Origin of the sequence: Lysobacter sp. (assembly GCF_035655815.1) — a bacterium.
Lineage (GTDB): Bacteria > Pseudomonadota > Gammaproteobacteria > Xanthomonadales > Xanthomonadaceae > Lysobacter_J.
Window position 1 is genome coordinate 1 of the sequence record NZ_DASRTS010000005.1, and the last position, 26,994, is coordinate 26,994.

General features: G+C 67.7%; 27 protein-coding genes, 5 tRNA genes and 1 other RNA gene. 21 read left to right on the forward strand and 12 right to left on the reverse strand.

Going from position 1 to position 26,994, the window contains the following annotated elements; all coding sequences use genetic code 11:
- The 6 genes from lon to VFE83_RS00615 all read left to right on the forward strand — a co-directional run.
- Positions 1–2,171: endopeptidase La (gene lon / locus VFE83_RS00590; protein WP_414674664.1), on the forward strand; the 2,171-nt coding region annotated here is incomplete at its 5' end.
- A 221-nt stretch (positions 2,172–2,392) separates the two neighbouring features.
- Positions 2,393–2,665, forward strand: a complete 273-nt coding sequence (locus tag VFE83_RS00595; RefSeq protein WP_324902925.1) for an HU family DNA-binding protein — start codon at positions 2,393–2,395, stop codon at positions 2,663–2,665.
- A 62-nt stretch (positions 2,666–2,727) separates the two neighbouring features.
- Positions 2,728–2,802, forward strand: a tRNA-Val gene (locus VFE83_RS00600).
- 55 nt (positions 2,803–2,857) lie between these two features.
- Positions 2,858–2,934: transfer RNA gene (locus tag VFE83_RS00605), tRNA-Asp, on the forward strand.
- 97 nt (positions 2,935–3,031) lie between these two features.
- A tRNA-Asp gene (locus VFE83_RS00610) sits at positions 3,032–3,108 on the forward strand.
- 133 nt (positions 3,109–3,241) lie between these two features.
- Entirely contained in the window at positions 3,242–5,221 is a 1,980-nt protein-coding gene (locus VFE83_RS00615; protein WP_324902926.1) for a peptidylprolyl isomerase, read from the forward strand.
- 211 nt (positions 5,222–5,432) lie between these two features.
- Here the strand turns inward: VFE83_RS00615 and VFE83_RS00620 are convergent, their stop codons facing one another.
- From VFE83_RS00620 to gloB, 3 genes are all read right to left on the reverse strand, one after another.
- Complete coding sequence (locus VFE83_RS00620; protein ID WP_324902927.1) at positions 5,433–6,227, reverse strand: enoyl-ACP reductase; 795 nt, start codon at positions 6,225–6,227, stop codon at positions 5,433–5,435.
- Between the two features lie 102 nt (positions 6,228–6,329).
- A complete protein-coding gene (locus VFE83_RS00625) occupies positions 6,330–7,532 on the reverse strand; it encodes a lytic transglycosylase domain-containing protein (RefSeq protein WP_414674665.1) in 1,203 nt (400 codons plus the stop codon).
- A gap of 20 nt (positions 7,533–7,552) precedes the next feature.
- Positions 7,553–8,320 (reverse strand): hydroxyacylglutathione hydrolase, encoded by a 768-nt coding sequence (gloB, locus tag VFE83_RS00630; protein WP_324902929.1) that lies wholly within the window; start codon positions 8,318–8,320, stop codon positions 7,553–7,555.
- Positions 8,321–8,396: 76 nt separating this feature from the next.
- Here gloB and VFE83_RS00635 point away from each other — a divergent pair, with 76 nt between their 5' ends.
- The 3 genes from VFE83_RS00635 to dnaQ are packed head-to-tail and all read left to right on the forward strand — an operon-like array spanning position 8,397 to position 10,385.
- On the forward strand, positions 8,397–9,107 hold the full coding sequence (locus VFE83_RS00635) for a hypothetical protein (RefSeq protein ID WP_324902930.1): 711 nt from the start codon (positions 8,397–8,399) through the stop codon (positions 9,105–9,107).
- A complete protein-coding gene (rnhA, locus tag VFE83_RS00640) occupies positions 9,104–9,607 on the forward strand; it encodes a ribonuclease HI (protein WP_324902931.1) in 504 nt (167 codons plus the stop codon). The genes VFE83_RS00635 and rnhA overlap by 4 nt, the downstream gene beginning before the upstream one ends.
- A 37-nt stretch (positions 9,608–9,644) precedes the next feature.
- On the forward strand, positions 9,645–10,385 hold the full coding sequence (gene dnaQ, locus VFE83_RS00645; RefSeq protein WP_324902932.1) for a DNA polymerase III subunit epsilon: 741 nt from the start codon (positions 9,645–9,647) through the stop codon (positions 10,383–10,385).
- A gap of 37 nt (positions 10,386–10,422) precedes the next feature.
- Here the strand turns inward: dnaQ and VFE83_RS00650 are convergent, their stop codons facing one another.
- A complete protein-coding gene (locus VFE83_RS00650; protein ID WP_324902933.1) occupies positions 10,423–11,127 on the reverse strand; it encodes a PP2C family serine/threonine-protein phosphatase in 705 nt (234 codons plus the stop codon).
- 344 nt (positions 11,128–11,471) lie between these two features.
- Positions 11,472–11,562 (reverse strand) — tRNA-Ser (locus VFE83_RS00655).
- A 98-nt stretch (positions 11,563–11,660) separates the two neighbouring features.
- Between VFE83_RS00655 and VFE83_RS00660 the strand changes: the two genes are divergently transcribed.
- Positions 11,661–12,068: a DUF6165 family protein gene (locus VFE83_RS00660; protein ID WP_324902934.1), complete on the forward strand. Its 408-nt coding sequence runs from the start codon at positions 11,661–11,663 to the stop codon at positions 12,066–12,068.
- A 213-nt stretch (positions 12,069–12,281) separates the two neighbouring features.
- On the opposite strand, the gene VFE83_RS00665 is transcribed toward VFE83_RS00660, so the two are convergent.
- Both VFE83_RS00665 and VFE83_RS00670 read right to left on the reverse strand, forming a co-directional pair.
- Positions 12,282–12,632, reverse strand: coding sequence for a hypothetical protein (locus VFE83_RS00665; RefSeq protein ID WP_324902935.1), 351 nt, complete (start codon positions 12,630–12,632; stop codon positions 12,282–12,284).
- Positions 12,632–13,735 carry a glycosyltransferase family 9 protein gene (locus VFE83_RS00670; RefSeq protein WP_324902936.1) on the reverse strand — a complete coding sequence of 368 codons (1,104 nt, stop codon included), beginning with the start codon at positions 13,733–13,735 and terminating at the stop codon, positions 12,632–12,634. Before VFE83_RS00670 ends, VFE83_RS00665 begins: the two co-directional genes overlap by 1 nt.
- 22 nt (positions 13,736–13,757) lie before the next feature.
- Between VFE83_RS00670 and VFE83_RS00675 the strand changes: the two genes are divergently transcribed.
- The 7 genes from VFE83_RS00675 (at position 13,758) to VFE83_RS00705 (ending at position 19,207) form a co-directional block, all read left to right on the forward strand.
- Positions 13,758–14,507: a 3-deoxy-D-manno-octulosonic acid kinase gene (locus VFE83_RS00675; RefSeq protein ID WP_324902937.1), complete on the forward strand. Its 750-nt coding sequence runs from the start codon at positions 13,758–13,760 to the stop codon at positions 14,505–14,507.
- 2 nt (positions 14,508–14,509) lie between these two features.
- Positions 14,510–15,268 carry an MBL fold metallo-hydrolase gene (locus tag VFE83_RS00680; protein ID WP_324902938.1) on the forward strand — a complete coding sequence of 253 codons (759 nt, stop codon included), beginning with the start codon at positions 14,510–14,512 and terminating at the stop codon, positions 15,266–15,268.
- Positions 15,265–16,296, forward strand: a complete 1,032-nt coding sequence (gene moaA, locus VFE83_RS00685; RefSeq protein WP_324902939.1) for a GTP 3',8-cyclase MoaA — start codon at positions 15,265–15,267, stop codon at positions 16,294–16,296. Before VFE83_RS00680 ends, moaA begins: the two co-directional genes overlap by 4 nt.
- A 77-nt stretch (positions 16,297–16,373) precedes the next feature.
- The gene (moaC, locus tag VFE83_RS00690) at positions 16,374–16,865 is read left to right on the forward strand and encodes a cyclic pyranopterin monophosphate synthase MoaC (RefSeq protein WP_324902940.1); all 492 of its coding nucleotides are present in this window, start codon (positions 16,374–16,376) and stop codon (positions 16,863–16,865) included.
- Positions 16,862–17,101 carry a MoaD/ThiS family protein gene (locus VFE83_RS00695; RefSeq protein ID WP_324902941.1) on the forward strand — a complete coding sequence of 80 codons (240 nt, stop codon included), beginning with the start codon at positions 16,862–16,864 and terminating at the stop codon, positions 17,099–17,101. The genes moaC and VFE83_RS00695 overlap by 4 nt, the downstream gene beginning before the upstream one ends.
- Positions 17,102–17,754: 653 nt before the next feature.
- Positions 17,755–18,180, forward strand: a complete 426-nt coding sequence (locus tag VFE83_RS00700; RefSeq protein WP_324902942.1) for a molybdenum cofactor biosynthesis protein MoaE — start codon at positions 17,755–17,757, stop codon at positions 18,178–18,180.
- A gap of 19 nt (positions 18,181–18,199) precedes the next feature.
- Complete coding sequence (locus VFE83_RS00705) at positions 18,200–19,207, forward strand: gluconolaconase (protein WP_324902943.1); 1,008 nt, start codon at positions 18,200–18,202, stop codon at positions 19,205–19,207.
- A gap of 564 nt (positions 19,208–19,771) precedes the next feature.
- Here VFE83_RS00705 and ffs read toward each other — a convergent pair.
- Both ffs and VFE83_RS00715 read right to left on the reverse strand, forming a co-directional pair.
- Positions 19,772–19,868: signal recognition particle sRNA small type (ffs, locus tag VFE83_RS00710), an RNA gene on the reverse strand.
- A 56-nt stretch (positions 19,869–19,924) separates the two neighbouring features.
- Positions 19,925–20,017 (reverse strand) — tRNA-Ser (locus tag VFE83_RS00715).
- A gap of 148 nt (positions 20,018–20,165) precedes the next feature.
- Between VFE83_RS00715 and dnaX the strand changes: the two genes are divergently transcribed.
- Genes dnaX through VFE83_RS00735 form a run of 4 tightly spaced genes read left to right on the forward strand, consistent with a single transcriptional unit; the run spans position 20,166 to position 23,460 of the window.
- The gene (gene dnaX / locus VFE83_RS00720) at positions 20,166–22,022 is read left to right on the forward strand and encodes a DNA polymerase III subunit gamma/tau (protein WP_324902944.1); all 1,857 of its coding nucleotides are present in this window, start codon (positions 20,166–20,168) and stop codon (positions 22,020–22,022) included.
- Positions 22,023–22,082: 60 nt separating this feature from the next.
- Complete coding sequence (locus VFE83_RS00725) at positions 22,083–22,403, forward strand: YbaB/EbfC family nucleoid-associated protein (protein ID WP_324902945.1); 321 nt, start codon at positions 22,083–22,085, stop codon at positions 22,401–22,403.
- Positions 22,404–22,451: 48 nt separating this feature from the next.
- Positions 22,452–23,051: a recombination mediator RecR gene (gene recR / locus VFE83_RS00730; RefSeq protein ID WP_324902946.1), complete on the forward strand. Its 600-nt coding sequence runs from the start codon at positions 22,452–22,454 to the stop codon at positions 23,049–23,051.
- 58 nt (positions 23,052–23,109) lie between these two features.
- Entirely contained in the window at positions 23,110–23,460 is a 351-nt protein-coding gene (locus tag VFE83_RS00735) for a histidine triad nucleotide-binding protein (protein ID WP_324902947.1), read from the forward strand.
- Between the two features lie 145 nt (positions 23,461–23,605).
- Here VFE83_RS00735 and VFE83_RS00740 read toward each other — a convergent pair whose 3' ends face one another.
- Genes VFE83_RS00740 through VFE83_RS00750 form a run of 3 tightly spaced genes read right to left on the reverse strand, consistent with a single transcriptional unit; the run spans position 23,606 to position 26,989 of the window.
- The gene (locus tag VFE83_RS00740) at positions 23,606–24,091 is read right to left on the reverse strand and encodes a Slp family lipoprotein (protein WP_324902948.1); all 486 of its coding nucleotides are present in this window, start codon (positions 24,089–24,091) and stop codon (positions 23,606–23,608) included.
- Positions 24,091–26,067, reverse strand: coding sequence for a DUF3488 and transglutaminase-like domain-containing protein (locus VFE83_RS00745; protein ID WP_324902949.1), 1,977 nt, complete (start codon positions 26,065–26,067; stop codon positions 24,091–24,093). The genes VFE83_RS00740 and VFE83_RS00745 overlap by 1 nt, the downstream gene beginning before the upstream one ends.
- On the reverse strand, positions 26,060–26,989 hold the full coding sequence (locus VFE83_RS00750; protein WP_324902971.1) for a DUF58 domain-containing protein: 930 nt from the start codon (positions 26,987–26,989) through the stop codon (positions 26,060–26,062). Before VFE83_RS00750 ends, VFE83_RS00745 begins: the two co-directional genes overlap by 8 nt.
- Positions 26,990–26,994: the final 5 nt, after the last annotated feature.

The following is a 26,994-nucleotide window of genomic DNA, read 5'->3' on the forward strand; positions in this document are numbered from 1 at the left end:
GCACGGTGAAGGTGCTGGTCGAAGGCCTGCAGCGCGCCACCACGCGCAGCATCGAAGACGGCGAAGAGCATTTCACCGCCGAAGTCATGCCGATCCCGCCCGAGGCGGACGATCAGCCCGAAGTCGAAGCGCTGCGCCGCGCCGTGACGCAGCAGTTCGACCAGTACGTCAAGCTGAACAAGAAGATCCCGCCGGAGATCCTGACCTCCATCGCGGGCATCGACGACGCGGGCCGCCTCGCCGACACCATCGCCGCGCATCTGCCGCTCAAGCTTGACGCGAAGCAGTCCGTGCTGGACCTGTCCGAAGTGGGCAAGCGGCTCGAGAAGTTGCTCGACCTCCTCGAACATGAAGTCGATATTCTTCAAGTCGAGAAGCGCATCCGGGGTCGCGTCAAGCGGCAGATGGAGAAGAGCCAGCGCGAGTACTACCTGAACGAGCAAGTCAAGGCCATCCAGAAGGAACTGGGCGAAGGCGAAGAGGGCGCCGATCTCGAGGAGCTCGACAAGCGCATCAAGGCCGCCCGCATGCCGAAGGAGGCCAAGAAGAAGGCCGAGGCCGAGTTCAAGAAGCTCAAGCTGATGTCGCCGATGTCGGCCGAGGCGACGGTCGTGCGCAACTACATCGACACGCTGGTCAACCTGCCGTGGCGCAAGAAGAGCAAGGTCAATAACGACCTGGCCAACGCCGAGCGCGTGCTGGACGAAGACCACTACGGTCTGGAGAAGGTCAAGGAACGGATCCTGGAATACCTCGCCGTGCAACAGCGCGTCGACAAGGTCAAGGCGCCGATCCTGTGCCTGGTCGGGCCGCCCGGAGTCGGCAAGACCTCGCTGGGCCAGTCGGTGGCGCGTGCCACCAACCGCAAGTTCGTCCGCATGGCGCTGGGCGGCGTGCGCGACGAGGCCGAGATCCGCGGACATCGCCGTACCTATGTGGGCTCGATGCCAGGCCGCATCGTGCAGAACCTCAACAAGGTGGGCAGCCGCAATGCGCTGTTCATGCTGGACGAGATCGACAAGATGTCGATGGACTTCCGCGGCGACCCGTCCTCGGCGCTGCTGGAAGTGCTGGATCCGGAGCAGAACCACGCCTTCAACGACCACTATCTGGAAGTCGACCTCGACCTTTCCGAAGTGATGTTCGTGGCGACCTCCAACTCGCTGAACATTCCGGGTCCGCTGCTGGACCGCATGGAAGTGATCCGCATTCCGGGTTACACCGAGGAAGAGAAGCTCAACATCGCGATGCGCTACCTGCTGCCCAAGCAGATCAAGGCCAACGGCCTGAAGCCGGAAGAGCTGAAGGTCGCCGAGGGGGCGGTGCGTGACATCGTGCGTTACTACACGCGCGAATCCGGCGTGCGCAGCCTCGAGCGCGAGGTCGCCAAGATCTGCCGCAAGGTGGTGAAGGAGATCGCGCTGGCGGGTTCGTCGAAGAAGGCTGCGCGCAAAGGCCCGATCAACGTCACCTCGAAGAACCTCGACAAGTACCTGGGCGTGCGCCGTTTCGACTATGGGCGCGCCGAGGAGCAGAACGAGATCGGGCTGGTCACGGGTCTTGCGTGGACGGAAGTCGGCGGCGACCTGCTGCAGATCGAATCGACGCTCGTTCCGGGCAAGGGACAACTGCTGCTTACCGGCCAGTTGGGCGACGTCATGAAGGAATCGGCGTCGGCGGCGCTGTCGGTCGTGCGTGCGCGCACCGAGCAGCTCGGCATCGACCTGGACTTCCTGCAGAAGCACGACGTGCACGTGCACGTTCCGGAAGGCGCCACGCCGAAGGACGGCCCCAGTGCCGGCATCGCGATGGCGACTGCACTGGTGTCGATGCTGACGCGCAACCCGGTGAAGGCAGACGTCGCGATGACCGGCGAGATCACGCTGCGCGGTCGCGTGCTGCCCATCGGCGGCCTGAAGGAAAAACTGCTTGCGGCCCTGCGCGGTGGAATCCGCACCGTGATCATTCCCGAGGAGAACCGCAAGGATCTGGCGGACCTGCCGAAGTCGGTCACCGAAGGGCTCAAGATCATCCCGGTGAAGTGGATCGACGAAGTGCTCGGTGTCGCGCTCGAACGTGCTCCTGCGCCGGCTCCGGCGTCATCGGGCGCGGGTGATGTACCGGTGCGCGAAGGCGCCAAACCGGTCACGCAAACGGACGTCAAACACTGATCCGCATCGCTGTTCCCATGTGCGTCCAATACCGCTGGAAGCCGCGCCACAGCTAGCTTTCAGGCTTGCGGCACCTATATGCCGCTGGTATAACGATTGCGGGCCGCGCAGTGCATTGTGCAACGCAATGGCTGCGCGGCAAGGTCGATCGGGGGATTGCCTTCGATTACATACCGCATTTTCCGAACATGCGGTTTCATCCGCACAGGGAGTCAATACGAATGAACAAGGCTGAGTTTGTCGGCGCCGTGGCCGAAGCTGCCGAGCTGTCCAAGACCGACGCCGCGAACGCCGTCGACGCGATGATCAGCGTCGTCACCAAGGCGCTCAAGAAGGGCGACGCGGTGACGCTGGTCGGCTTCGGCACCTTCCAGGTCCGCAAGCGCGCCGCTCGCCAGGGTCGTAACCCGAAGACCGGTGAAACGATCAAGATCAAGGCCTCGAAGAATCCGGCCTTCAAGGCTGGCAAGGCGCTGAAGGATGCCGTAAACTAATCAACTCGCCGCCGACGTCGCAGTCGGCTCAGCCCGCCGGGAGACCGGCAGACGCTGAAATCGGGTGCTTAGCTCAGCGGTAGAGCGTCTCCCTTACAAGGAGAGGGTCGGGGGTTCGAAACCCTCAGCACCCACCATCAAGCGCCCCGCGGGTTGATTGAAGAGTTTGGAAGTACGGTTTTTGAAGCATGCGGAGTGGTAGTTCAGTCGGTTAGAATGCTGGCCTGTCACGCCGGAGGTCGCGGGTTCGAGTCCCGTCCACTCCGCCAGTTTCGTCAAAGGCGCCGGAAACGGCGCCTTTGTTTATAATTAATGAAGGCACCGGAAATGCAGCGACAGGCGCCCGGTGGCCAAGGTTCAAAGCGCGGAGTGGTAGTTCAGTCGGTTAGAATGCTGGCCTGTCACGCCGGAGGTCGCGGGTTCGAGTCCCGTCCACTCCGCCACTTTCAAAAGCCCACGCATGCGTGGGCTTTTTCTTTTCCGGCAGGCGATTTCCGATCCGCGGCGCGCCGGCCCTCGACCCCGGTCGAGACCGGCCCTACACTGCACGGCTGACCGCTTTCACGCGACCTGGACATGCTGCAGAAACTCCGCGAAAAGACCTCCGGCTGGATCGCCACGGTGATCCTGGGTCTGTTGATCATCCCCTTCGCCTTCGTCGGCATCGAGCAGTACCTCGGCCAGCGCACCGACAGTTCGGTCGCGCGGATCGACGCTCCGCCGAAGTGGTGGCCCTCCGCGCCGTCGTGGTGGCCGGTGTCCGTGTTCTGGCAACACGAGACCGTGACTGTCGAAGAATTCCGCAGCCGCTTCGAACAGGAGCGCCAGCGTCAGCGCGCGCAGCAGGGCGAAGCGTTCGACGCGCGCGCGTTCGAGAGCGTCGACAATAAGCGCGCCATCCTCGACACCCTGATCGATGCGCGCGTGCAGCAGATTGCCGCGCAGCGCCATGGTCTGGTGGTGAGCGATGCGATGGTGCGCAAGACGATCCAGGAAGTGCCGGGCTTCCAGGTCGACGGCAAGTTCAACTACGAGCGCTACAAGCTGGCGCTGGCCTCGCTGGTGCCGCCGCAGAGCGAGCGGCAGTTCGAGCAGACCGTGCGCGAGGACCTGCAGCGTTCGATGCTGGCAATGGGCGTGGGCACCAGTAACTTCGTTACCTCCGCGGAGATGGATCGCCTCGTCCGGCTGATGGGCGAGACGCGCGACGTGAGCCTGCTCATGCTGCCAGCGCCCGCCGCCGATACCGCAGCCGTCAGCGCGGCCGAGATCCAGCAGTGGTACGACAGCCACGCTTCGCAGTTCCGCGCGCCGGAGACAGTCTCGATCGAATTCGTCGAGGTCAACAGCGCAACGCTGCCGGTGCCTGCGGCGGCGGACGAGGCCACACTGCGCCAGCGCTACGAGCAGGAAAAGAACCGCTTCGTGGAAGCAGAGCAGCGTCTGGCTTCGCATATCCTGGTCCGCGTCGAGGAAGGTGCCGATGCGGCTGCCCAGAAGGCGGCGCAGGAGAAGGCGGCTCGCCTAGCCGCGCAGGCCAAGGCTCCGGGGGCGGATTTCGCTGCCTTGGCGCGCGCCAACAGCGATGACACCGGCTCGCAGGCCGGCGGCGGCGACCTGGGCTGGGTCAGCAAGGGCATGATGGTCGGTCCGTTCGAGGACGCCCTGTTCGCGATGCAGGCGGGCCAGGTCAGCGACCCGGTGAAGAGCGACTTCGGTTGGCACGTGATCCAGTTGCGCGAGGTGAAGGCCGGCGCGCAGGAAACATTCGAGCAGGCCCGCGAGACACTCGCGCGTGAGCAGGCCGAGGCCGATCGCGAGCGCGTCTCCAGCGAGCTCACCAGCCGCCTGGTGGACCTGACGCTGAAGAACCCGTCGTCGCTCGCGCCCGCCGCGCGTGAACTGAACCTTCCGCTGCAGAAGCTGGGTCCGTTCTCGCGTGCCAATGCGCAGGGCATCGCGGCCAATCCGGCCGTGCAGCGCGTGGCGTTCTCCGAAGACGCCATCCAGGACGGCACCATCAGCGATCCGATCGAGATCGCGCCGGGCCACAGCGTGGTGATTCGCGTGACCGCGCATGAGCCGGAGCGCGCGCAGCCGCTGGCACAGGTGCGCGAGCAGGTGATCGCCGCGGTCCGCGCCGACCGTGCGGCCAAGGCGGCACGCAAGGACGCCGAGGCGCTGCTGGCCCAGGTGCGCCAGGGCACCACGCTCGATGCGATTGCGACGAGCCGGCAGCTGCCGCCGCCGCAGACGATCCCCGGCGTGCCGCGCGGTGCGCCGATTCCGGATGCTGCGGTGTCCGAAGCGATCTTCGCGCTGCCGGCGCCTGCCGCGGGCAAGGTGGCCGCGGGCCAGGCCACCATGCCGGACGGCCGCATCGTGCTGTTCACGGTGAACAAGGTTTCGCCGGGCGACGTCGCCGCCATGCCGGCACCGCAGCGCGAGATGCTGCTGCAGCAGATCGCGCAGATCGGCGGCGGCAACGACGCGCAGGCGCTGATCGCCGACCTGCGCAAGCGCGTGAAGGTCGCGGTGGTCGAGCAGAACCTATGATCGACCAGAACCTCTGATCGACGCTTCGAACGGCAAAAGAAAGGCCCGGCGATCGCCGGGCCTTTTTCGTTGATGCTTCCGCGTAACTAAACGCTGGCGACGCTTGCGGCCCTGCTGGAGACCGCTCACTTCAGCACAGCCAGAGGGCGCCCAGTTCCAGGCAAACTGCAGTCCAAGTTCTGCGCACTCCTGATCGACGCGGATTTCCGTCTTACTCGTTGCCGATTCCGGTCATGCCCAGGATGTTGTAACCGGCATCGACGTAGGTGACTTCGCCGGTGACGCCCGCGGCGAGGTCGGAACATAGGAACGCCGCCACGTTGCCGACGTCCTCGATGGTGACGGTGCGGCGCAGCGGCGCGTTCTCCTCGACGTGGCCCAGAATCTTGCGGAAGCCCGCGATGCCAGCCGCGGCCAGCGTCTTGATCGGGCCGGCGGAGATCGCGTTGACGCGGGTGCCCTCCGGTCCGAGATTCAGTGCCAGATAGCGCACCGAGGCCTCCAGGCTGGCCTTGGCCACACCCATGAGGTTGTAGTTCACCAGCGCGCGCTCGGCGCCAAGGTAGCTCAGCGTCACGATGGCGCCGTTGCGGCCCTTCATCAGCGGGCGCGCAGCCTTCGCCAGCGCCGACAGCGAGTAAGCGGACACGTCGTGCGCGATGGCGAAGTTCTCGCGGGTCATGCCGTCGAGGAACTCGCCGGCGATCGCTTCACGGGGCGCAAAGGCGATGGCGTGCACGAGGATGTCGAAGCCGTCAGTCCAGCGCTGGCCGAGCTGCTCGAAGCAGGCGGCGATCTGCGCGTCATCGCTCACGTCCAGCGGCAGCACGATGTCGCTGCCGTATTCCTTGGCGGCGGCTTCGACGCGCGTCTTCAGCTTCTCGTTCTGGTAGGTGAAGGCCAGCTGCGCGCCTTCGCGGTGCATGGCTTCGGCGATGCCGCTTGCGATCGAGCGATCGCTGGCGATACCGGTGATGAGTGCGCGCTTGCCTTGCAGAAAACCCATGGCCGTTCCCTTCTGATGATCGCGGCCGCCTCGCGGCCGAGCAAAGACTCTAGTGTAGCCGCGGCCGGCGCGGTGGTGCGGCGATGCGCCGGCGTAGGGTGCTCAGGGCGAGCCGGCTGCGGCGGCGGGCGGACTGGGCGGCGCGTCCAGCGCATCGATGACCAGCGTTTGCCCGGGCTTCAGCACGGCGGACTTGGCCAGGCCATTGCGCTGCAGAAGATCGCGCGTCGCAACCTGATAGCGGCGCGCGATGGTCCACAGGCTCTCGCCACGGGCAACCGTGTGTCGGCGTGGTGCCGATGATGTGCTCACCACCGCGTTGTCCGCCGCGGACGACTGCTGTGCCGACGGCTGCGCAGTCACGTCGGCATCGGCGACGGTCGGCGCGGCGCCTGCGACGGCCAGCAATCGCACCGGGGAACCGGCCGCGGCGGTGACACGTCCCTCGGCGAACACCGGGTTGAGGCGGCGCAGCTGTTTCGCGTCTTGTCCGCTGCGCGACGCCCACTGGTCCAGGTTGCGAACGTTGTCGGGCAGTTCGATCGTTTCGAGGCGCGGCACGTCGCGGTCGAGCGCCTGCATCCATTCCTCGCGATCGTCCGCCTGTTCGATCAGGCATGACAGCGCGTGCAGTTTCCGCACGTAGGCGGTGGTGATATCGGAGAGGCCAACGAGCTTTTCCGGCTTGGCGTCGCGGGCGACCTGGCCGCTGCGCTTGAGCGCGTTGAGCACGCGGTATTCGCCGGCGTTGTAGGCCATGCCCGCCAGGCGCCAGTCGCCCGCGAACATGCCGTGCAGCGTCTTGAGATAGCGCACGGCGGCGCGTGTCGAATCCACCGGCGACAGACGCCCATCGTAGCCTGCACGCATCGGCACGCCGTGGTCGCGCGCGGTGACCGAGATCATCTGCCATAGGCCGGCCGGGCCTGCAGCGCTGCGGGCGCCGGGGCGATAGCCGCTTTCGACGAAGGGGATCAGTGCGAACTCGGTCGGAATGCTCGCTTCGCGCAGGGCGTCGACCACGTAACCGAACAGCGGCAGCACGTCGTCGCCGCTGGCCGCCAGGCGCTTGGGCACGTGCGCGAAATGCTGGCGCCAGCGTGGCGAGGTGGCATCGGCGTCGCATTCGGGCTCGGCCAGGCCCTCGCGGAAAGCGCGATAGATCTCCAGGCCGTTGCGCGTCGTCGTCGCAGCCGACGTGCCGAGCGGCTGCGAATCACCCGTTGCGTCCGGTTTCGCCTCCGGCTGCTGAGCAAGTGCGGGGCAGGCGAGGGTAAGTGCCAGGCACAGCCCGGCCGTGCGCAGGCACCATCGTCGGGCGGCCGTCACGCGGCAAACCCGTCCTTCCAGCGCCGCAGCGCGGCGAATGCGTCGGTGCTGTCGGTAGGCGCGCGGCCCAGGTGCCGGGTCAGCGAGGCGCGTACCCCGGCTTCGTCGACACGCAGGAACGGGTTGGCCGCGCACTCTTCGGCCAGGGTACTGGGCAGGGTCGGTCGATCGGACTCGCGCATGGCCTGGGCCTCCTCGATGCGGCGCTTCAGCGCCGGGTTGGCGGGTTCTACCACGCGGGCGAAGGCCGCGTTTGCCAACGTGTACTCATGTCCGCAACACACCCGGGTGCCGGGGGGCAGGGCGGCCAGACGGTTCAGCGAGGCGTGCATCTGCTCGGGCGTGCCCTCGAACATGCGTCCACACCCTAGGCTGAACAGGGTGTCCCCACAGAACAGCAGCCCGTGGCCGTGGTAGGCGACGTGGCTGCGCGTGTGCCCGGCCACGCTCAGGACATCGAAGCGCCAGCCTGCCAGCTCGATGGTCTCGCCATCACGGACACGCCGGTAGGCTGACGGCACCCGGTCGTCGTCCGGGGCGAAGACCGGTAGGTTCGGCCAGCGTTCCAGCAACGCCGGGACGCCGCCTATGTGGTCGTGATGGTGGTGGGTCAGCAACACGCCGGCCGGGCGCAGGCCGTGCTCGGCGGCGGCGAAGACCGGGCCGGGCTCGCTGGGGTCGACCAGGATGGCCCGGGCGCCGTCGTCGTCGGCCAGGGCCCAGATGTAGTTGTCGGTAAGTGCGGGCAGGGGTTCCAGGCGCACGGGGTTCTCCAGAGGCTTGGCGGGCAGGCATGGCCGTGACGCACAATCGGGGCCTGCACTGCGAACCGGCCCGACCATGCCCGCCCCGTCGTCCGCCCGTCAACCCGAGACCACCGCCGCCCCGCTCGCCTGGTTCGGCAGCGAGGCGGGGCAGGGCGTGCTGGCGGTGGAAGAGACCGCGATGGCGCGCGTCCTGGCGTCGTGTCCCGCGGCACCCTGGCTTTGGCTGGGCGCCCCGGGTGCCGCCCCGCCGGACATTCCCGGTGGACGCGGCGTGCTGTTGCGCCGGCATCGCGGAGGCTTCGAAGGCGCCGTGCGGTGTGCGTTGCCACTGCCGTTCGCCAGCGAGTCGGTCGGCGCGATCCTGTTGCAGCATGCGCTGGACGACGGCTTCGCGATTGATGACGTGCTGGACGAGTGCGGTCGCGTGCTCATGCCCGGCGGCACGCTGTGGCTCGCGGCGCTGAATCCCTGGAGTCCGTACCGCGCGCGCTGGGCCCGAACGGGCCTGCGCGCGCATGACCCGGGCGGCTGGCAGGCGGCGTTGCGCCGCACTGGTTTCGCGGTGGATACGGTGAGTCTGCAATGGCTCGGGCCGCACTGGCGCGTGGCGCACGGCGAAATTGGCGTCGGCGCGGCGGACCGGCTGCGCGCGGGCATCGCGCTCACGGTCAACAAGCGCGTGCACGCACTCATCCCGCCCAAGCCGTTGCGCAACCTGCGCTGGCAGACAGGAAGCCCGCGATCCCACCTGGTGCGACGCGACGCGGCGATAATGGACGAATGAATCCAGCCGCCACGACGTCCGCTTCATCCGCCACTGCGGCCCGCAAACAGATCGAAGTCCACACCGACGGCGCCTGCCTGGGAAATCCCGGTCCGGGCGGATGGGCCGCGCTGCTTCGCTACCGCGGCCGCGAGCGCGAGCTGTCCGGCGGCGAGAGCATGACGACCAACAATCGCATGGAATTGATGGCCGCGATCATGGCGCTTGAAGCGCTGAGCGAGCCGTGCCAGGTCGTACTGCATACCGACTCGCAATACGTGCGGCAGGGCATCACCGAGTGGATCAACAACTGGGCACGGCGCGGCTGGAAGACCGCCGCTGGCGAACCGGTGAAGAACCGCGACCTGTGGGAGCGCCTGCATGCCGCCGCGCAGCGCCACAGCATCGAGTGGAAGTGGGTGAAGGGGCATTCCGGCGACCCGGACAACGAGCGCGTGGACGTACTGGCACGCAGCCAGGCGCAGATCCTGCGCGCGGCGGCATCGTCGTCGCTGTCCTGACGGATATCCTTTGCGCGAACGTGTGAGAATGAGCCTGATGCGGCAGATCATCCTGGACACCGAAACCACCGGCCTGAGCTGGGAACGCGGCAACCGCGTCGTCGAAATCGGCTGCGTGGAATACATCGAGCGCCGTCCGAGCGGCCGCACCTTCCACGTCTATCTCAAGCCGGATTGCGATTTCGAGCAGGGCGCGCAGGAGGTTACCGGGCTGACGCTGGAGTTCCTGGCGGACAAGCCGGAATTCGCGGCCATCGCGGACGAGTTCCTGGAATTCATCAGCGGCGCCGAGCTGATCATCCACAACGCCGCGTTCGACCTGGGGTTCCTCAACAACGAGCTGCGCCTGCTCGGGCCGCAGTACGGCTCCATTGCCGATCGCTGCACGGTCGAGGACACGTTGCTGCTCGCGCGGCAGCGCTTCCCTGGCCAGCGCAATTCATTGGACGCGCTGTGCAAGCGGCTCGGCGTGGACAACTCGCACCGCCAGTTGCACGGCGCGCTGCTCGACGCCCAGATCCTGGCCGAGGTGTACCTGGCGCTGACGTCCGGCCAGGAGGAGATCGGCTTCGCGATGGACGCGGCGGCTTCCGCCGCGGAGATCGTGCAGTTCCGCACCGATCCCAACGCCGCCCGCCCGCGCGTGCAAATCAGCGTGGAAGAACTGGCCGCGCACGAGGCGCGGCTCGAGAAGTTGCGCAAGAAGGCCGGCCAGGCGGTGTGGGACCGCTTCGCGGTGATCGAGGCCGGAGAAGCGGAAGCGCTGGAAATCGCCTGACGCAGGCAGTTGATGTCCGCAGCCCGACGCGCCTGCGTCAGTGGTTGCGCACCAGGATCACGGTGACATTGTCGGAACCGCCGCCGTCCAGTGCCGCGGCGACCAGCGTATCGACGCATTCCTGCGCACTGCAGTCCGACTGCGACAGCACGCGCGCGATGCCGCGATCGTCCACTTCCTCGGTCAGGCCGTCGCTGCACAGCAGCAGCTGCATGCCGGGCTTCAGCTCGCCCGTCATGGTTTCCACGTTGAGAAGGCGCGGATCCGTCACGCCCAGTGCCTGGGTCACGACGTTGCGATGCGGGTGGCTGCGCGCCTGCTCCTGTGTGATCGCGCCATTGGCGATCAGCTCCTGCACGTAGCTGTGGTCCTGCGAGAGCTGGGCCAGGTGGCCATCGCGCCACAGGTACACGCGGCTGTCGCCGACCCAGGCCACCTCGAAGCGGTTGCCGACGATGCGGGCCGCCACCACGGTGGTGCCCATCGGCAGGGCATCGTTGCGACGCTTGGACGTGCGGATGATCTCTTCGTCGGCGATGCGGATGGCCTGCGCCAGCGGCGTACCGTCGCGGATCTCGCGCACGATGGTCTCGCGCGCGAGTGCACTGGCGACTTCGCCATACTCGTGCCCGCCCATGCCGTCGGCCACCAGCCACAACCCCAGCTCGCCGTCACCGTAATAGGTGTCTTCGTTGAGTTCGCGGCGCAGGCCGACGTGCGTCAGGTGTCCGAATTCGATCATGCGTCGATGGTGCCGGTCGCTCGTCGGTCTTTCAGGCGGTAACGGAATGATCGGCGGGCAGCGGCCGCTAGGCAAGGATGCGTTTATGCGGCATTGGGCGTGTGTGGAGGGCGCGCGGGCGAAACGGTCCGCTTCGCATCCTCTCGCGCTTGCCGCCTGCGGAGATGGAGGGATGGACTCGCGCCATCCATGGCGCTCGCCTACCGGCGCTCGCGCCTCCAGGCAGCTTTCGGCTGTCCAAATCGGCCTCCTGCCGTTTTGTCGAACCGGAGGGTTCTCACTAGGTCCTCGCCACTTCACCAGACAAAAAGAAACGCCCCCTTGCGGGGGCGTTTCTTTTTGTCTGGCGGAGAGGGAGGGATTCGAACCCTCGGTACGCTATAAACGTACGCCTGATTTCGAGTCAGGTACATTCAACCACTCTGCCACCTCTCCGGGTGCAGTGAGCCGGTAATTCTACGGGCGCCGCCGCCCTGCGGCAAGCCATCCCGCCGGCCGGCTACACTGTAGCCCCCTGAATGAACGGCGACGTCATGTCCGAAATCCTGGTCCCGGTGTCCTTTGGCGAGCTGCTCGACAAGATCGCGATCCTGCAGATCAAGTCCGAGCGCATGAGCGATCCAGCCAAGCTGGCCAACGTCCGCAACGAGCTGTCCGCGCTGGAACAGACCTGGATGGCTCACCCCGCCGCCGGCAACGACATCGCGCGGCTGCGGGCCGAGCTCAAGGCCGTCAACGAGCGCCTGTGGGTGATCGAGGACGACATCCGCATCAAGGAGAAGGCGCAGGCCTTCGACGAAGAGTTCATCCGCTTGGCCCGCAGCGTGTACTTCGAGAACGACGAGCGCGCACGGATCAAGAAAGACATCAACCTGGCGCTGGGCTCGGCCTACGTCGAAGAGAAGTCCTACCAGGACTACAAGACCGGCGCGGCGCCCTGAGACATCGCTGGGACACGTCTTGCCTGGGAAGGTGGGGCGCCACAGGGCTTCACCTAGGCTCCGCGCAAATCGGTGCAGGCTTGCTGGCCACGCTGATCGCCGCGGTGTACCGCGAACGCCGGCGTCAGCGCTCGCAGTTGTCGATCTGGCGCCGGCTTCAGGTGAGTGGAGACATCGCGCAGCCGCGCTGACGTGAGACCGTCGGGTCGCCGCTCAACGAGCGAGGGCGTACGCAGCTACTGCGAACGCCAGCACCGCGACGGTTCCGGATGCGCCGGCGATCCATTCCAGACGCCGGAGGCGCCGCTCCTGGTCAAAATGCTGCCGGCGCAGTTCCTGCAGCGTGTTTTCCAGCTGCGCCGAGCCCTGCTTGAGCGCGGCCAGCGTCTGATCCATTTCCGCTGCCAGGGTCTTGATGGCCTGGTCGTTGTGGTCCACGGCGTCCTGCAGTTCACGGATCTGCTGCGGGATCTGCGAGGGTTCGCGGCTGCGGGTGAACATGGGGCGCGCCGCGCGGATCAGCTCCGGCAGCAGCGGTGCGACGACTGTGAACCAGGCGGCCATCAGCGTTCCTCCGTCATGCCCGTGGCGAGATGGTCGGCGCAATAGCGCTCGAACGCGGCAATCGCGTCGTCCACCGTGATCAGGTCCATGACGCCTTCGTGTTCGATCTTAGTGCCCCAGCGCAGTTCGGACGCGGACTTGCCCAGGTACTTGCGCGCCGCATCGTCGTAGCGATCGACGCAGTAGCGCCGATCGCTGTACGGGCCGCTGCGCGCCGGGTTGCTGGCCGCGTGCAGGCCCAGGACCTTGGTGCCCATGGCGTTGGCGATGTGCATCGGGCCCGAATCGGGCGTCATGAGCAGGTGCCCGCGTTCCAGTAGTGCCGGCAATTGCTTGAGCGTGTCCTTGCCGACCAGGTCGAGTGCGGGATGCCGCATCGCCGCGAGGATGGCGTCACTGGTATGGCGTTCCAGCTCGCTGCGGCCACCGCACAGGACCACGCGCCAGCCGCGTTCGGCGGCGTGATCGGCCACGGCGGCCATGCGTTCGCTGCGCCAGTTGCGCAGCACGTGGCTGGAGCAGGGCGAGATCAGCAGCGTGGGCACACCGTCCTGCGGCCATTGGGCGCGAGCCCACTCGCGTGCCTCGTCCGGCACCGGCAAGTCCCAGCGGACGTTGTTCTGGTGCAGGCCCAAGGGTTCGCAGAAGCTGCCGATCGCGTCGAGCACGTGGATGCCCGGCCGGTCGGGAATGCGATCGTTGATGAAGAGCCCGTGCAGGTCCTTCGAGCGCGAGCGGTCGTAGCCGATGCGGCGCCGCGCCGGGATGAAGCCCGACAGCAGGTTCGCGCGCGCGGCGACCTGCATCTGCAGCAGAACGTCGAACCGGGGCGCACTGCCCAGCCGTTTTTTCAGCTCGGAACGCAATGCGCGCATGCCGGCCAGGCGGGTCTTCTTGTCGTATTCGACAAAGTCCACGCCGGACAGGCCGGCCAGCAGGCGGTGCTCGCCCTTGCCGATGACCCAGGTCAGCCGTGCCCGCGGCCAGGCGGTCTGCAACGTGTGGACCAGCGGCACGACGTGGGTCACGTCGCCCAATGCCGACAGGCGCAACAGACAGATGGAGACAGGCGCGGAGGGCGCTTGGGCGGATGCAGCGGTCACGTGAATTGCTAGACTCCGGCGGATGACGGGGTTCGATGCTGCCGAGGAGTTGACGCCGTTCCGCGACGACAGCGGCTTTGGCGCCATTCTGTTCGACCGTAACCGGGTGCGGCAAGCAAGCCCGGAATGGTTCGTGCCGTCCTTTTGGCAGCAGCGCGCACGCCCCGTGGAAAGCGGTGGACGTGGCGGCGCATGGTTCATCGATGCGCCATTCGGTCCCGCCCTGCTGCGGCGTTATCTGCGCGGCGGCCTGGCCGCACGCGTGAGCCGCGACCGCTACTGGTGGCATGGGGCGGCCAGCACGCGCAGCTTCGCCGAATTCCGTCTGACCCGTGCGGTGGCCGAGCGCGGCGTCCCGGTGCCGCGCCCCATCGCCGCGTGTTACCGGCGCGATGGTGCGTTCTACCGCGCCGCGATCCTGCTCGAACGACTCGACGATGTGCGCTCGCTTGCCGACCGCGCTGCCGTGGCGGGCGATGGCGCACCGTGGGAAGAGGCCGGGCGGCTGGTCGCACGCGCCCATCGCGCGGGGCTGGATCACGCCGATCTCAACGCGCATAACCTGCTGTTCACCACCACCGGCCGCGGCTGGATCATCGACCTGGACCGTGGCCGCATCCGAATCCCGGCCACCGGCTGGCGGGAGCGCAATCTGGCGCGCCTGAAGCGCTCGCTGCTGAAGCTGCGTGGAACGCGGCCGGTGACGGATGTGGAGCGTGATTTCGCCCGCCTTCGCCTGGCGTACGATCGGGCCTGGGAACGAGGCTACTGACGATGGCGTGGCAATTGCGTCTGCACGGCGTGGGCAATGCATCCGCGGTCGAACTCGGGTCGGCGATGGCGACCATCGAGCGCGATGGCGCCCCGTGGCTGACCATCGACTGCGGCGGCGAGGGACTCACCGCGTACGTGGCCCACTATGGCGTGACACCGCAGGCGCTGTTCATCACGCACACGCACCTGGATCACGTGGCCGGCTTCGAGCGGCTGTTCGTTTCGACGTATTTTGACGATACCCGCCGCGGCAAGGTGCGGGTGTACGTGCCGGCACCGGTGGTGCCGCTGCTGCACCAGCGCGTGGGCGACTATCCCAACGCGCTGGCCGAGGGCGGCGTGAACTTCTGGGACGCCTTCCAGGTGATCCCGGTCGCTGATGCGTTCTGGCATGACGGCGTGCGGATGGAGGTGTTCCCCACGCGCCACCATTGGCCTGAAACCGCCTACGGCCTGCGCCTGCACGGCAGCATGGTGTGGACCGGCGACACCCGGCCGATCCCGGAGATGCTGGCGCGCTTTGCCGATGCCGGCGAGCTGATCGCGCACGACTGCGCCCTGCACGGCAATCCTTCGCACAGCGGCATCGAGGACTTGGAACGCGAATATCCGTCCGGGCTGCTCGACCGCTGCCTGCTGTACCACTACGGCAACCGCGAGGAAGGCAAGATCCTCACGGCTCGCGGCTACCGCGTCGCGCACCCGGGCCAGGTGGTGCCACTGCGCGAGCCGTCGCTCCGGCAGATCGAAGTCGCATGAACGCCCCCGCCGCGAGCACCCTGATTTCGCCGCGGCCGCTGGACCTGCGCGGGCGGTCGCTGCACGACCTGCGCCTGTCGGTGATCGAGGCCTGCAATTTCCGCTGCCCGTACTGCATGCCGGCCGATCGCGTGCCCGACGATTACGGATTCGATTCGGCGACGCGACTGTCGTTCGACGAGATCGAAACGCTGGTGCGTGGCTTCGTCCAGTTGGGCGTGAGCAAGCTGCGCCTCACCGGTGGCGAGCCGCTGCTGCGCAAGGGCCTGCCGCGTCTGATCGAACGGCTGGCGCGGATCGAGGGCATCGAAGACATCGCGTTGACCACCAACGGCTCGCTGCTCGCGCCGCAGGCACGCGCGTTGCGCGAGGCCGGACTTGGGCGGCTCACCGTGAGCCTGGATGCGCTGGATCCGGATCGCTTCCGGCAGATGTCCGGTGGCCGTGGCGAGATCGCCACCGTGCTGGCGGGCATCGAGGCCGCGCAGGCAGCCGGGTTCGGTTCGATCAAGCTCAACTGCGTGGTGGAGCGCGGGCTCAACGAGGACCAGGTGCTTCCGCTGGTCGAACGATTCCGCGGCACCGGTCATGTGATGCGCTTCATCGAGTACATGGACGTGGGCACATGCAATGGATGGGTGCGCGAGCGTGTCGTGCCGTCGGCGGAATTGCGTGATCGCATCGCCGGGCGCTGGCCACTGCGCCCGTTGGGCGCCAATTACCGCGGCGAAGTCGCTTCGCGTTACGCGTTCACCGACGGAGCGGGCGAGGTGGGCTTCGTCAGCTCCGTGAGCGAGCCGTTCTGCGGCGATTGCCATCGGGCCCGTGTTTCGGCCGACGGGCGCCTGTACACATGCCTGTTCGCCTCCGACGGCCACGATCTGCGCCCCACGCTGTCGCAGGGCGAAGCCGCGCTGCGGGAACACGTGGCGGCGCTGTGGATGCGCCGCCGTGATCGTTACAGCGAGGTACGCGGCGCGATGAGCGCTTCGCGGCGGCATGTCGAGATGTTCCTGGTCGGCGGCTGAGCGTCGATTCGATCGCTTGGTAGAGCCCGCCCTGCAACGTCCATCCGGACGAACCGTCCGTCCGACAGAATGACTCCATGAAAAAGCCAGCCAAAACTCTGACCCACCTGGATGCCAAGGGCCGTCCGGCCATGGTCGACGTCTCCGACAAGGCGGTGACGCAGCGTCAGGCGGTCGCCGCCTGCCGTGTGCGCTTCCCGGCCGACGTCGCGCGCCAGTTGCGCGAGTCCGGACTCAAGAGCGCGAAGGGCGGCATCGTGGAAACCGCGATCATCGCCGGCACCATGGCGGTGAAGCGCACGCACGAGCTGATTCCGTTCTGCCATCCACTCCCCATCGATGGCTGCCGCATCGTCATCGATTGGGACGGCGATGCGACGCTGTCCATCGAATGCGCGGTTAAGACCACGCATCGCACCGGGGTGGAGATGGAAGCGCTGACCGGCGCCACCGTTGCCGCGCTGACCGTGTACGACATGTGCAAGGCGCTGTCCCATCGTATTGTGCTCGGCCCGGCGAAGCTGCTCGGAAAGCAGGGTGGCCGCCGTGATTTCGGAGTGGGCCGATGACCCGCGTCAACGTGCTGTATTTCGCCAGCCTCCGCGACACCGCGCGGGTCGAAGGTGAAACCGTCGAGGCCGACGGCGACCTGCGCGCCCTGTACACGCACCTGCGGGAGCGTCATGGCTTCGCATTGCCGGTCGAGCGCCTGCGCGTAGCGGTGGATGGTGCCTTCGCGCGCTGGGACGATCCGCTGGTCGATGGCAGCGAAGTGGCCTTCATCCCCCCGGTGAGCGGTGGGTGAGCGTGCGCGTTCAGCCGATGCGTTATTCGCATCGGCTGCGCACGCGAACGCCCGGCCACGGATGGCCGGGCCGGGCGTTCCGAAGCCGGTGCGTGCCGCCAGGGACGGCTGCGACATGCCACACGAAGCGGTGAGAGAGAGCCCACAGGCTCGCGCATCCGCGAACGCCCGGCCACGGATGGCCGGGCCGGGCTTTCCGGAGCCGATACGTGACGCCAGGATGGCCGTAACACGCCATCCGAAATGCATGAGAACAGCCACTGGCTCGCGCATCCGCGAACGCCCAGCCATGGATGGCCGGGCCGGGCTCTCCGAAGCCGGTACGTGACGCCAGGGACGGCCGCAGTTGCACCATCCGCAGTGTTACCAGCCAGCCACTGGCTCGCGCATCCGCGAACGCCCGGCCATGGATGGCCGGGCCGGGCTCCCTGGAGCCGATACGTGACGCCAAGGACGGCCGAAGTGCACCATCCGCAGTGTTACCAGGCAGCCACTGGCTCGCGCCTTCGCAAGTGCCCAGCACAGCGCCCGCTGCGCCCTTCTTCCGCCCTGCGGCACCTTCTCCCACAAGGGGGAAGGAGAGGCCGCGTGCGATCAGCCCACTTCAACGCGCCTCAACGCCACACCCCGCTTCCAATGCCACAATCCACCGCATGAACCGATTCGCGCTCGCCGACACCCCCATCGACACCGCACACCTGCGCGCCGAGTTGCTCGACGACCGCGTCGGCGGCTACGCCAGCTTCGAAGGCTGGGTACGCAACCACAACGAGGGCCGCGATGTCCTGGGGCTGCGGTACGAGGCCTACGTAGCGCTGGCCGAAGCCGAAGGCGATAAGGTGCTGGCTGAGGCCATGTCGAAGTTCGACGTGCTCGATGTTCGCTGCGTGCATCGCATCGGCGACCTGGCCATCGGCGAGCTGGCGGTATGGGTGGGCGTAAGCGCGGCGCATCGTGACGCTGCCTTCGCCGCATGCCGTTACATCATCGACGAGGTGAAGCAGCGCGTGCCGATCTGGAAGCACGAGCGCTACGCCGAAGGCGACGCCGGCTGGCTGCATCCCGACCCGCAATCCTGATCCGATCGAGGAGCTGACGATGATCCGTTCCGTCGTGCTTTCGCTTTCCGTCGCATCCGCGCTGGCGTTCTCGCAGCCCGCTTCCGCGACCGACCTGCTGGTCGGCAACAAGTCGGCCGATACGGTGTGGCAGCTATCGACGAAGGACGGTGCCCGATCGCGCGAGTTCGCGACCGGGAAGGGCCCGCACGAGATCGTCGTCAGTCCGGACAACCGTTTCGCGCTGGTCAGCAACTACGGTTCGTCCACGCCGGGAAACTCCATCACGGCGATCGATCTCAAGTCCGGCCGCACGCGCATGGTTGATCTGGGCGAGAACACCAAGCCGCACGGCATGCGCCTGTTGCCGGGTTACAAGCGCGCGGTGGTAACCACCGAAGGTTCGCGCAAGTTGCTGCTGGTGGACGTCGCGGCGGGGCGCGTGAAACACGCGATCGACCTGGGCGAGGGGCGCGGGCACATGGTCGCGCTGGCGAAGAACGGCGATGTCGCGTTCGTCACGAAGATCGATGCGGGCACGGTCAGTCGCGTGGATCTGGGCACCCGCACCAGGACGCATGAAGTCGCCGCGGGCGCGGGCGCGGAAGGCGTTGCCGTGCATCCGGCCACCGGTGAGGTGTGGGTGAGCAACCGCGAGGCCGGCACGGTGACGGTGCACGATCCGGCGACGCTGGCGATCCGGCACACGATCGCGAGCCCGGGTTTTCCGATCCGCGTGGCCTTCACCGCCGATGGCCGATACGCGCTGGCCACCAACGCGCGCGCCGCGACGCTGTCAGTGATCGATACGGACAGCAAGCAGGTCGCGCATACGGTGGCGTTGTCGAGACCGGATGCGCAGTACCGCGACACCATGCTGGGTCGCGCCGCGTTGCCGATCGGCGTCATTGCCGATCCGAAGCGACCGCGCGTGTACGCCGCCATCAGCGGCGGCGACGAGATCGCGGTGATCGATACCACGCAATGGAAGGTGATCGACCACTGGAAGACCGGCCGCGAACCGGACGCGTTGGGGATCGTGGAGTAGGGCGCGCGACTGCTGACGCAGGTCGCCGCGCTGTTAGCCGTCATTCCCGCGAAGGCGGGAATCCATGGACGTCGCGTAACTGCAAAACGATTTGCTTCGGAGCTTTGCCAAGAGCTGCGACGGCCGCAGGTTGGATTCCCGCCTTCGCGGGAATGACGGGCAAAAAGCAGTGGCCAGCGCTGGTGCCCGGTCGCAGGCATGGCACTCGGAGTTAGCCCCCCTGGTAAGGGGCGCGCGACAGCCTTGATCCCGGCTTTCGCCGGAATGACGGTAAGAGGTGCGAACAGGTCGCACCTGCCGCAGGATCAAGATGGATTCCAGCTTTCGCTGGAATGACGGCGCTTCCTTCGGCTGATCGCGACAGCCTGGATCCCGGCCTTCGCCGGGATGACGATGGAGGGGCGCGGAAGAAAGGAGGCGCGGGTCAGATCGCAGCGCACCACTGGAGCAACAGCCCCTTGGTAAGGGGTGCGCGGCAGCGCGGGGATCGGAAGTACATAGCGGGACCCGCGGTTTGCGCAGCAAATCGTGGGCCGTTTCGGGCGTTGCCCAAAACGGGCGATGACCCCGCCGGCTGACCTCGGCGCCCGCGTCAATCGATACCGTTGCTGCCTTCCGGCCCTGGCGGGGTTTTCGATCTAGCGTCGCGAGGGGCCGACGGGGCCACCATAGAGACTTTCATCAAAAGCCCCGCCTCGCGGCGGGGCTTCGGGTAACTGGCGGAGAGAGGGGGATTCGAACCCCCGAAGCGCGGTTTAGACGCTTACACACTTTCCAGGCGTGCTCCTTCAACCACTCGGACACCTCTCCATTCCTGGTACTTCGTGCGGCCTGAATGCGGCGTCCTGCCCGCGTCCGGTCTGCCCCAGGGATCGCGAATTCTAGCTGCCGGCCCGTCCGCGGACAAGCTCGGCGCTTCCGTCGCAGCCGGCGCGATGGGGCATGGCAGAATGAAGGCATGTCCTACCTCGTCCTCGCCCGTAAGTGGCGTCCGAAGCGCTTCGCCGAACTGGTCGGGCAGGAGCACGTGGTCCGCGCGCTGACCAACGCGCTCGATTCGGGCCGCGTTCACCATGCATTCCTGTTCACCGGCACGCGTGGAGTCGGCAAGACCACCATCGCCCGCATCTTCGCCAAGTCGCTCAATTGCGAGCGCGGCACCTCGGCCGAGCCGTGTGGCGAATGCGCCGCCTGCCGCGACATCGACTCCGGCCGCTTCATCGACCTGCTGGAGATCGACGCGGCCAGCAACACCGGCGTGGACGATGTGCGCGAGGTGATCGACAACGCGCAGTACATGCCCAGCCGCGGCCGGGTGAAGGTGTACCTCATCGACGAGGTGCACATGCTGTCCAAGTCGGCCTTCAACGCGCTGCTGAAGACGCTGGAAGAGCCTCCGGGGCACGTGAAGTTCCTGCTGGCCACCACCGACCCGCAGAAGTTGCCGGTGACCGTGCTGTCGCGCTGCCTGCAGTTCAACCTCAAGCGCCTGGACGAGCAGCAGATCAACGGCCAGATGACGCGCATCCTGCAGGCCGAGGGCATTCCGGCCGAGCCCGGTGCGATCCGCCAGCTGGCCAAGGCGGCCGACGGCAGTCTGCGTGACGGTCTGTCGCTGCTTGACCAGGCCATCGCCTATACCGGTGCGAGTGCCGGGACGGATGGTTCGGGTGGCGTGCTGGCCGATGCGGGTGTCGCGGCGATGCTTGGCACGGTCGATCGTACCCGCGTGGGCGCGCTGCTGTCGGCCCTGGCCGAAGGCGACGGCGAACGCCTGCTGGGCGAGGTCGCGACGCTGGCGGAGTTCTCGCCGGACTGGGCCAGCGTGCTGGACGCCTTCAGCGATGCCCTGCATCGCGTGCAGGTGCGCCAGCTGGTGCCGGAAGCGCAGGTCGAGGCCGACGGGGTAAACCTGGATTCGCTGGCCACGAGCCTGCGTCCGGAAGTGGTGCAGCTCTGGTACCAGATGGCGCTGAACGGCCGCCGCGACCTGCCCCTGGCGCCCAGTCCGCGCGCGGGTTTCGAGATGAGCCTGCTGCGCATGCTGGCGTTCCGTCCGGCGGAAGGTGAGGGCGCACGTGCGCCGACGGCGTCATCGCCGGGCGCACGCGAGAGCGCGCAGCGCAACGTCGCGACCGCCGCGCCGTCCGCGGCCGCACCACGCGTGCCGCCGCCGAATCCGCTGGCCGATGCGGCGCCGACGCGTCCCGCACCGGCGCCCAATCCCTTCGCGCAGTCGCCACGACCCGAACCGGTCGTGCGCGAGACGCCGCGCGCCGAACCCCGGCGTCCGCCCCCGGCGGCCATCGACGACACTCCGCCGTGGAAGGTGGAACCGGTGTCGCGCGAGTCCGCCGCACCGGTAGCTCCGGTCGCGCCACCGGCACCGGCACGGCCGATGGCGCCCACCCAGCACGTCGCCGCCATCGCGGATCCGGACGCGTGGCACGCGCTGGTGGCAGCCTCGAACCTGCGCGGCCCGGCCCTGATGCTGGCCGAGCACGCCGGCTTCGTCGGCTACGCGGAGGGCGTGCTCAGCCTTTCGCTGTCGGCCAATGACGAACACCTGCGCAGCACTGCACTGGTCAACCTCGTCGCCGAGGCACTGGCCCCGGCCCTGGGCGCCCCGCCGCAGATCCGCTTCGTCGACGGTGCGCGCGCCGAATCCCTGCACCAGCGCAACGAGCGCGCCCGCGACGCGCGCCAGGCGTCGGCCGAAGCCAGCTTCATGGGCGATCCTGATGTGCAGCGGCTGATCTCGCAGCACGGCGCGAAGATCGTGCCCGACTCGATCCGTCCCTACGACGAACACTGACCGATCGCGCTGCGTCAGCCGCAGCGCTCCCCCATCGCTCCTCACGAAACGAGAAAGAACATGCGTGGAAACATCGCCCAACTGATGCAGCAGGCGCAGCGGATGCAGGAAAACGTGCAGCGCGCGCAGGAAGAACTGGCCAAGCTGGAAGTCACCGGCAACGCCGGCGGCGGCATGGTCAGTGTGACCATCACCGGCCGCATGGAGTGCCGCAAGATCCGTATCGATCCGAGCGTGCTGTCCGACCAGGAAATGGTCGAGGACCTGATTGCCGCCGCCTTCAACGATGCGGTGAACAAGGTCAACTCCGAGTCGCAGGCGAGGATGTCCGCGGCCACCGCCGGCATGCCGCTGCCTCCCGGCATGAAGATGCCGTTCTGACGATCGCGCGCGCCTGCTGCTTCGAGCGGCGGCGCGCACAGGGTTTCCGTGACGTCTTCCCTTCTGGAACAACTGATCGACGCGCTGCGCGTGCTGCCGGGCGTCGGTCAGAAATCCGCACAGCGCATGGCTTACCACCTGCTCGAGCGCGAGCGCGCCGGTGGCCAGCGGCTGTCGGTCGCGCTCGCTTCGGCGATGGAGAACATCCGCCATTGCGAGCGCTGCCGCGACTTCAGCGAAACGGCGGTCTGCGCCACCTGCGCCAGCGCATCGCGCGACGCGCACCTGCTGTGCGCGGTGGAGTCGCCGGCGGACCGCCTCGCGATCGAGCAGGCCACCGGGTATCGCGGCCAGTACTTCGTGCTGCAGGGACGGCTGTCACCACTCGACGGCATCGGCCCGCGCGAGCTCGGCCTGGACCTGCTGGCCTCACGCCTGGGCGAAGGCGAGGTGCAGGAGCTGATCATCGCCACCAATCCCACCGTCGAAGGCGAAGCGACCGCGCACTATCTCGCGCAGCTGGCGCGCCAGCACGGCGTGCGGCCCAGTCGCCTCGCGCACGGCGTGCCGCTGGGCGGCGAACTGGAGTACGTCGATCGCGGCACGCTATCCCACGCGTTCGGCAGCCGCAGTGAGATGACGGATTAGCGGCGCCTGCGCCGCGCATGCGGCATCATCTGCGGCTCGAACCGCAGCGAGCGCCGACATGTCCGAGACCATCTTCCACAAGATCATCCGCCGCGAGATCCCGGCCGACATCGTCTACGAGGACGATCACCTCATCGCCTTCCGCGACATCGCGCCACAGGCGCCGGTGCACGTGCTGTTCGTCCCGAAGACCGATGTCGCCACCCTCAACGACCTCCAGGAAGACCAGGCGGTGATCGTCGGTCGGCTGGCGCATGCCGCGGCCCAGTACGCCCGGCGAGAGGGCTTCGCCGAGGATGGCTATCGGATCGTGATGAACTGCAACGGTCACGGCGGGCAAACGGTCTTTCAGATCCACCTGCACCTGCTCGCCGGTGCGCCGCTGGGGCGGTTCGGTACGCCGCGCTGATGCACGTCCATAGGATGGCGGCGCCACGTTCGTACGCGCCCTGCGTGCGATGACGCCGTAGTCGCCACGGAAGTTGCCACCAAACGAAGAAGGCCGCCTCCCGGCGGCCTTTTCTGTCTTGCTCACGAACGACCGGACAGGCGGCTTACCACCAACCCCACCACGGCCACGGAGCTGGGTACTGCACGACGTCGACGGTTTCGCGGATAGGCCACAGGTAGACGACATCGGCTTCCACGCGCGGGAAGCGGTAGTCGTACTCGCCGATGCGGCGGTTCTCGTAGCCGGCGACGCGGCCGATGAAGGTGACCTCGCGGTTCTTCTCGAAGATCGCCGGATCGTAGAAGCCCGTGCGGCAGGCGATGAAGCGGCCGCCCGTATCGTCGCTGCCCCAGTACGGACGGCCGGAGCTGCCCAGGCTGGTCGAGATCATCTCGAAGCAGGTGCGATTGGCCTGCGGCTCGACGTTGACGATGCGGCCGCCCCAGCGCACGGAGGCGCCAGTGCTGTCGCCGATGGCGGCGTCGCGCGGCGTGATCGGGTTGAATTCGCCCTGGAGGGGCTGGGGTGCCGATGCACAGGCGGCCAGCAGGGCTGCGGCGGTGGCAAGCATGGCGAGACGGACGTTCATCAGCGTTCTCCTCGAGCATTCGCGGGCGGGCGGTGAGCTCGCAGCGCCTTAGCCAAGGCACTGGCTGAACGTCCCCCCGGTTCGCCACCAGCGTACCGCCAATCGCTGAAACGTTGGCTGAGTGCAGTCAGGGCCGGCCCCAGGTCCGGTCGGGCGGCGGCCACGCGTGCGGCCCACGCGGATGCCGGTTCGGACGGCTCGCGTTCCAGCCCGAAGCGGCGATAGCGGCGGCTGAGCCGATGCCAGGCACGCAGCACCGGATCGCGCTCGCGTTCGTCGTGCCGGCTTAGCCAGAGCATCCACAGCAATCCCAACGCTACGGCGAGCGCGAGCAGCAGGATCATCGTGCGGGTCTCGATGCGCTCGATGCCGAACGGCCGCAGCAGATGCTGCTGACGCTCGGCGTCGAAGCCGATGAGGAAATCGTTCCAGCCGCGGCGGACCCAGTCGCCCACGTCGATCAGCGAACGCGCCGCGCCCAGCCCGCCAAGCATGCCTTCCGCGCCCGGTGCTCGCGATTCCACCGTGTCGTAGATGCGTTCGGGTGCGACCGCGGCCGTCGGATCGACGCGGACCCAGCCGCGGCCGCGCAGCCAGACTTCCGCCCAGGCATGTGCGTCGGAACGGCGCACCAGCCAGTAACCGCCGATGGGGTTGCGGTAGCCGCCGGTATAGCCGGTGACCACGCGCGCCGGAATTCCCGCCGCGCGCATCAGCACCACGAAGGACGAACTGAAGTGTTCGCAAAAGCCGGCCTTCTGGTCGAACAGGAACTCGTCGACCGAATGGCGGCCGAGCAGTGGCGTGGTGAGCGTGTAGGCGAAATCGCGCCGGATCCAGTCGAGCGAACGGCGCACGATGGCCTCGTCGGCATAAGGCCCGGCCTCGTTCCGCCATTGATGGGCGAGGGCGACCGTGCGCGGATTGAATCCGGGGGGCAACTGCAGCGCGAACTGGCGCAACTCCCGCGGAAGCGTCGCCTGGTACTGCGCCGGCGGCGCGGACTGCAGGCGCCAACGGGTGAGCGAGGTGAGCGGACGTGCGGTCTGCAGGCTGTGGTCCAGGCTCGATTGCGCGCCGCTCGGCGTGGCCAGCGGAAGGTCCAGCGCGACCAGCTGGCGGCGATCCGTCGGTTCCAGCTCGATCTCGTAGTCCCACCGCTCGCGGCCCGGCTCCACGGGCGTGGCGGGCAGGTCCGGATGCCAGCGCGGCTGGGTCCAGGTACGGCCGTCGAAATCCCACAACACGGGGCCACGCCAGTACATCTGCTCCTGCCGCGGTATCGCCCCGAAGAAACGGGCGCGCAGGGCGGGGCGATCGTCGCCGAGCAGGTCCATGTAATCGCCCGGGCTCATCCGGTCCGACAGGCCGGTGCGCGCCATCGCGCGTTCGGGAATGCCCCACAGCGGATTCGGCAGGCGCGGGAACAGCCAGAACGTCGCCAGTGCCAGCGGCAGTCCGACCGCCAGCAGACGGCCGACGCCGAACAGTCGCTGCCGCATCGGCACGGTCTGCACGTCGCCGGATTCCATTTCCGCCAGGCGCTGCAATGTGGACAACACGAGCAACGCGCCGATGACGCCGAGCAGCAGCGACACCGGTCCCTGGTCGAGCAGGAACGTAGCGAACGGCGCGAACAGCGCGAAGCCCAGCAGACTGCGCGCATCGCGCAAGGCGAAGGTTTCCGATGGCTTGATCGCCAGCATTGCGGCCAGCAACGCGCAGCCGGTGTCGCGCCCGATCGAGAAGCGGCTGAGACTGAGCACCACGGCGATCAGACCCACCGCGATGAGCAGCCGCAGTGGACCTGGCACCGGGCGACGCCAAGACAGCAGCGCCACCACGATCGCGCTTGCGCCCACCGCCAACGCCACCTGGAAGGGCAGTTGCAGCAGCAGCGGCAACAGGCAGACGGCGGCGGCCAGCAGCGCCCAGCGGCGGTTCGAGGGATCGAGTGCGATGGCGGTGTCAGACATGCGGCATCAGCGCCAGGGCGCGCAGGCAGGCGTGGCGATGGCGCGCGCCGCGGTCGGGACCGAGCGCCGGCTGGCCCGGCACGCGCAGCTGATAGCGACGTCCGTCGCGCTCGGCTTCGTCCACCCAGCGTGCCAGCCGCGAGATGCGAGCCTCGTAGGGAAGCCCGGTGGCGGCGTTCCAGTCGAGCACGACTTCGGCGCCCATGGGTTCCTCGAACTCACGCACGATCAGCGTGTCGCGCCGTGCGGATGGCTTCCATGCGATCGCGCGGCGTGCATCGCCGGCACGGTACCCGCGAAGGTGATGGACGTCGTCGCCTGCCGGATTGAGGCGTGCCTGCACGCGGTCGCCGCGGCCGCCGGGCAGTGGCGGTCCGTGCGGTTCGGGACTGGGATACACGAGCAGGGGCGTCTCCGGCCACACGTAGGCCCAGGCGCGCGCCAGGCCGAGCGGGCGCGTGGTGGACAGCCGCAGCCGCGGCAGATCGAGCCAGCCGCGTTCCTGCGTGGGAACTTCCAGATGCGCTTCGCCCGTGCCCTTGTCGAGATTCAGCACGTCCGGTTCGGCATCGAACGCACCGTCGTCATCCAGCCGCAGTCCGCGGCGCACGCGTCCGGCCGGTGCACGCGCGTGCACGCGGACGCCCAGCGGCATGCCTGCAGCGACGGGTTCGGCTTCCACCGCGACCACGTCCATTCCGGACAATTGCATCTGCGCCGCGATCAGGCTGGCCATTCCCGCGCCGCCGAGCACCAGCCCGAGCAGCAGCGCCGGGTTGTTGTTGTAGTTGAGTCCGCCGGCCAGCATCGTCAGCAACGCGGCGGCGAAGAACAGGCCGAAACGCGTCGGCAACACGTAGATGCGACGGCGGTGCAGTCGCGCGGGCAGGGGTTCGGGATCGCGCGGGCGCGTCCACACCATCGCGA

Excerpts from the sequence above, each read along its gene's own strand:
- VFE83_RS00595 (WP_324902925.1), top strand. The coding sequence starts at position 2,393 with ATGAACAAGGCTGAGTTTGTCGGCGCCGTGGCCGAAGCTGCCGAGCTG.
- VFE83_RS00615 (WP_324902926.1), top strand. The coding sequence starts at position 3,242 with ATGCTGCAGAAACTCCGCGAAAAGACCTCCGGCTGGATCGCCACGGTG.
- VFE83_RS00620 (WP_324902927.1), bottom strand. The coding sequence starts at position 6,227 with ATGGGTTTTCTGCAAGGCAAGCGCGCACTCATCACCGGTATCGCCAGC.
- VFE83_RS00635 (WP_324902930.1), top strand. The coding sequence starts at position 8,397 with ATGCCCGCCCCGTCGTCCGCCCGTCAACCCGAGACCACCGCCGCCCCG.
- rnhA (WP_324902931.1), top strand. The coding sequence starts at position 9,104 with ATGAATCCAGCCGCCACGACGTCCGCTTCATCCGCCACTGCGGCCCGC.
- dnaQ (WP_324902932.1), top strand. The coding sequence starts at position 9,645 with ATGCGGCAGATCATCCTGGACACCGAAACCACCGGCCTGAGCTGGGAA.
- VFE83_RS00650 (WP_324902933.1), bottom strand. The coding sequence starts at position 11,127 with ATGATCGAATTCGGACACCTGACGCACGTCGGCCTGCGCCGCGAACTC.
- VFE83_RS00660 (WP_324902934.1), top strand. The coding sequence starts at position 11,661 with ATGTCCGAAATCCTGGTCCCGGTGTCCTTTGGCGAGCTGCTCGACAAG.
- VFE83_RS00665 (WP_324902935.1), bottom strand. The coding sequence starts at position 12,632 with ATGGCCGCCTGGTTCACAGTCGTCGCACCGCTGCTGCCGGAGCTGATC.
- VFE83_RS00675 (WP_324902937.1), top strand. The coding sequence starts at position 13,758 with ATGACGGGGTTCGATGCTGCCGAGGAGTTGACGCCGTTCCGCGACGAC.
- VFE83_RS00680 (WP_324902938.1), top strand. The coding sequence starts at position 14,510 with ATGGCGTGGCAATTGCGTCTGCACGGCGTGGGCAATGCATCCGCGGTC.
- moaA (WP_324902939.1), top strand. The coding sequence starts at position 15,265 with ATGAACGCCCCCGCCGCGAGCACCCTGATTTCGCCGCGGCCGCTGGAC.
- moaC (WP_324902940.1), top strand. The coding sequence starts at position 16,374 with ATGAAAAAGCCAGCCAAAACTCTGACCCACCTGGATGCCAAGGGCCGT.
- VFE83_RS00695 (WP_324902941.1), top strand. The coding sequence starts at position 16,862 with ATGACCCGCGTCAACGTGCTGTATTTCGCCAGCCTCCGCGACACCGCG.
- VFE83_RS00700 (WP_324902942.1), top strand. The coding sequence starts at position 17,755 with ATGAACCGATTCGCGCTCGCCGACACCCCCATCGACACCGCACACCTG.
- VFE83_RS00705 (WP_324902943.1), top strand. The coding sequence starts at position 18,200 with ATGATCCGTTCCGTCGTGCTTTCGCTTTCCGTCGCATCCGCGCTGGCG.
- dnaX (WP_324902944.1), top strand. The coding sequence starts at position 20,166 with ATGTCCTACCTCGTCCTCGCCCGTAAGTGGCGTCCGAAGCGCTTCGCC.
- VFE83_RS00725 (WP_324902945.1), top strand. The coding sequence starts at position 22,083 with ATGCGTGGAAACATCGCCCAACTGATGCAGCAGGCGCAGCGGATGCAG.
- VFE83_RS00735 (WP_324902947.1), top strand. The coding sequence starts at position 23,110 with ATGTCCGAGACCATCTTCCACAAGATCATCCGCCGCGAGATCCCGGCC.
- VFE83_RS00740 (WP_324902948.1), bottom strand. The coding sequence starts at position 24,091 with ATGAACGTCCGTCTCGCCATGCTTGCCACCGCCGCAGCCCTGCTGGCC.
- VFE83_RS00745 (WP_324902949.1), bottom strand. The coding sequence starts at position 26,067 with ATGTCTGACACCGCCATCGCACTCGATCCCTCGAACCGCCGCTGGGCG.
- VFE83_RS00750 (WP_324902971.1), bottom strand. The coding sequence starts at position 26,989 with ATGGTGTGGACGCGCCCGCGCGATCCCGAACCCCTGCCCGCGCGACTG.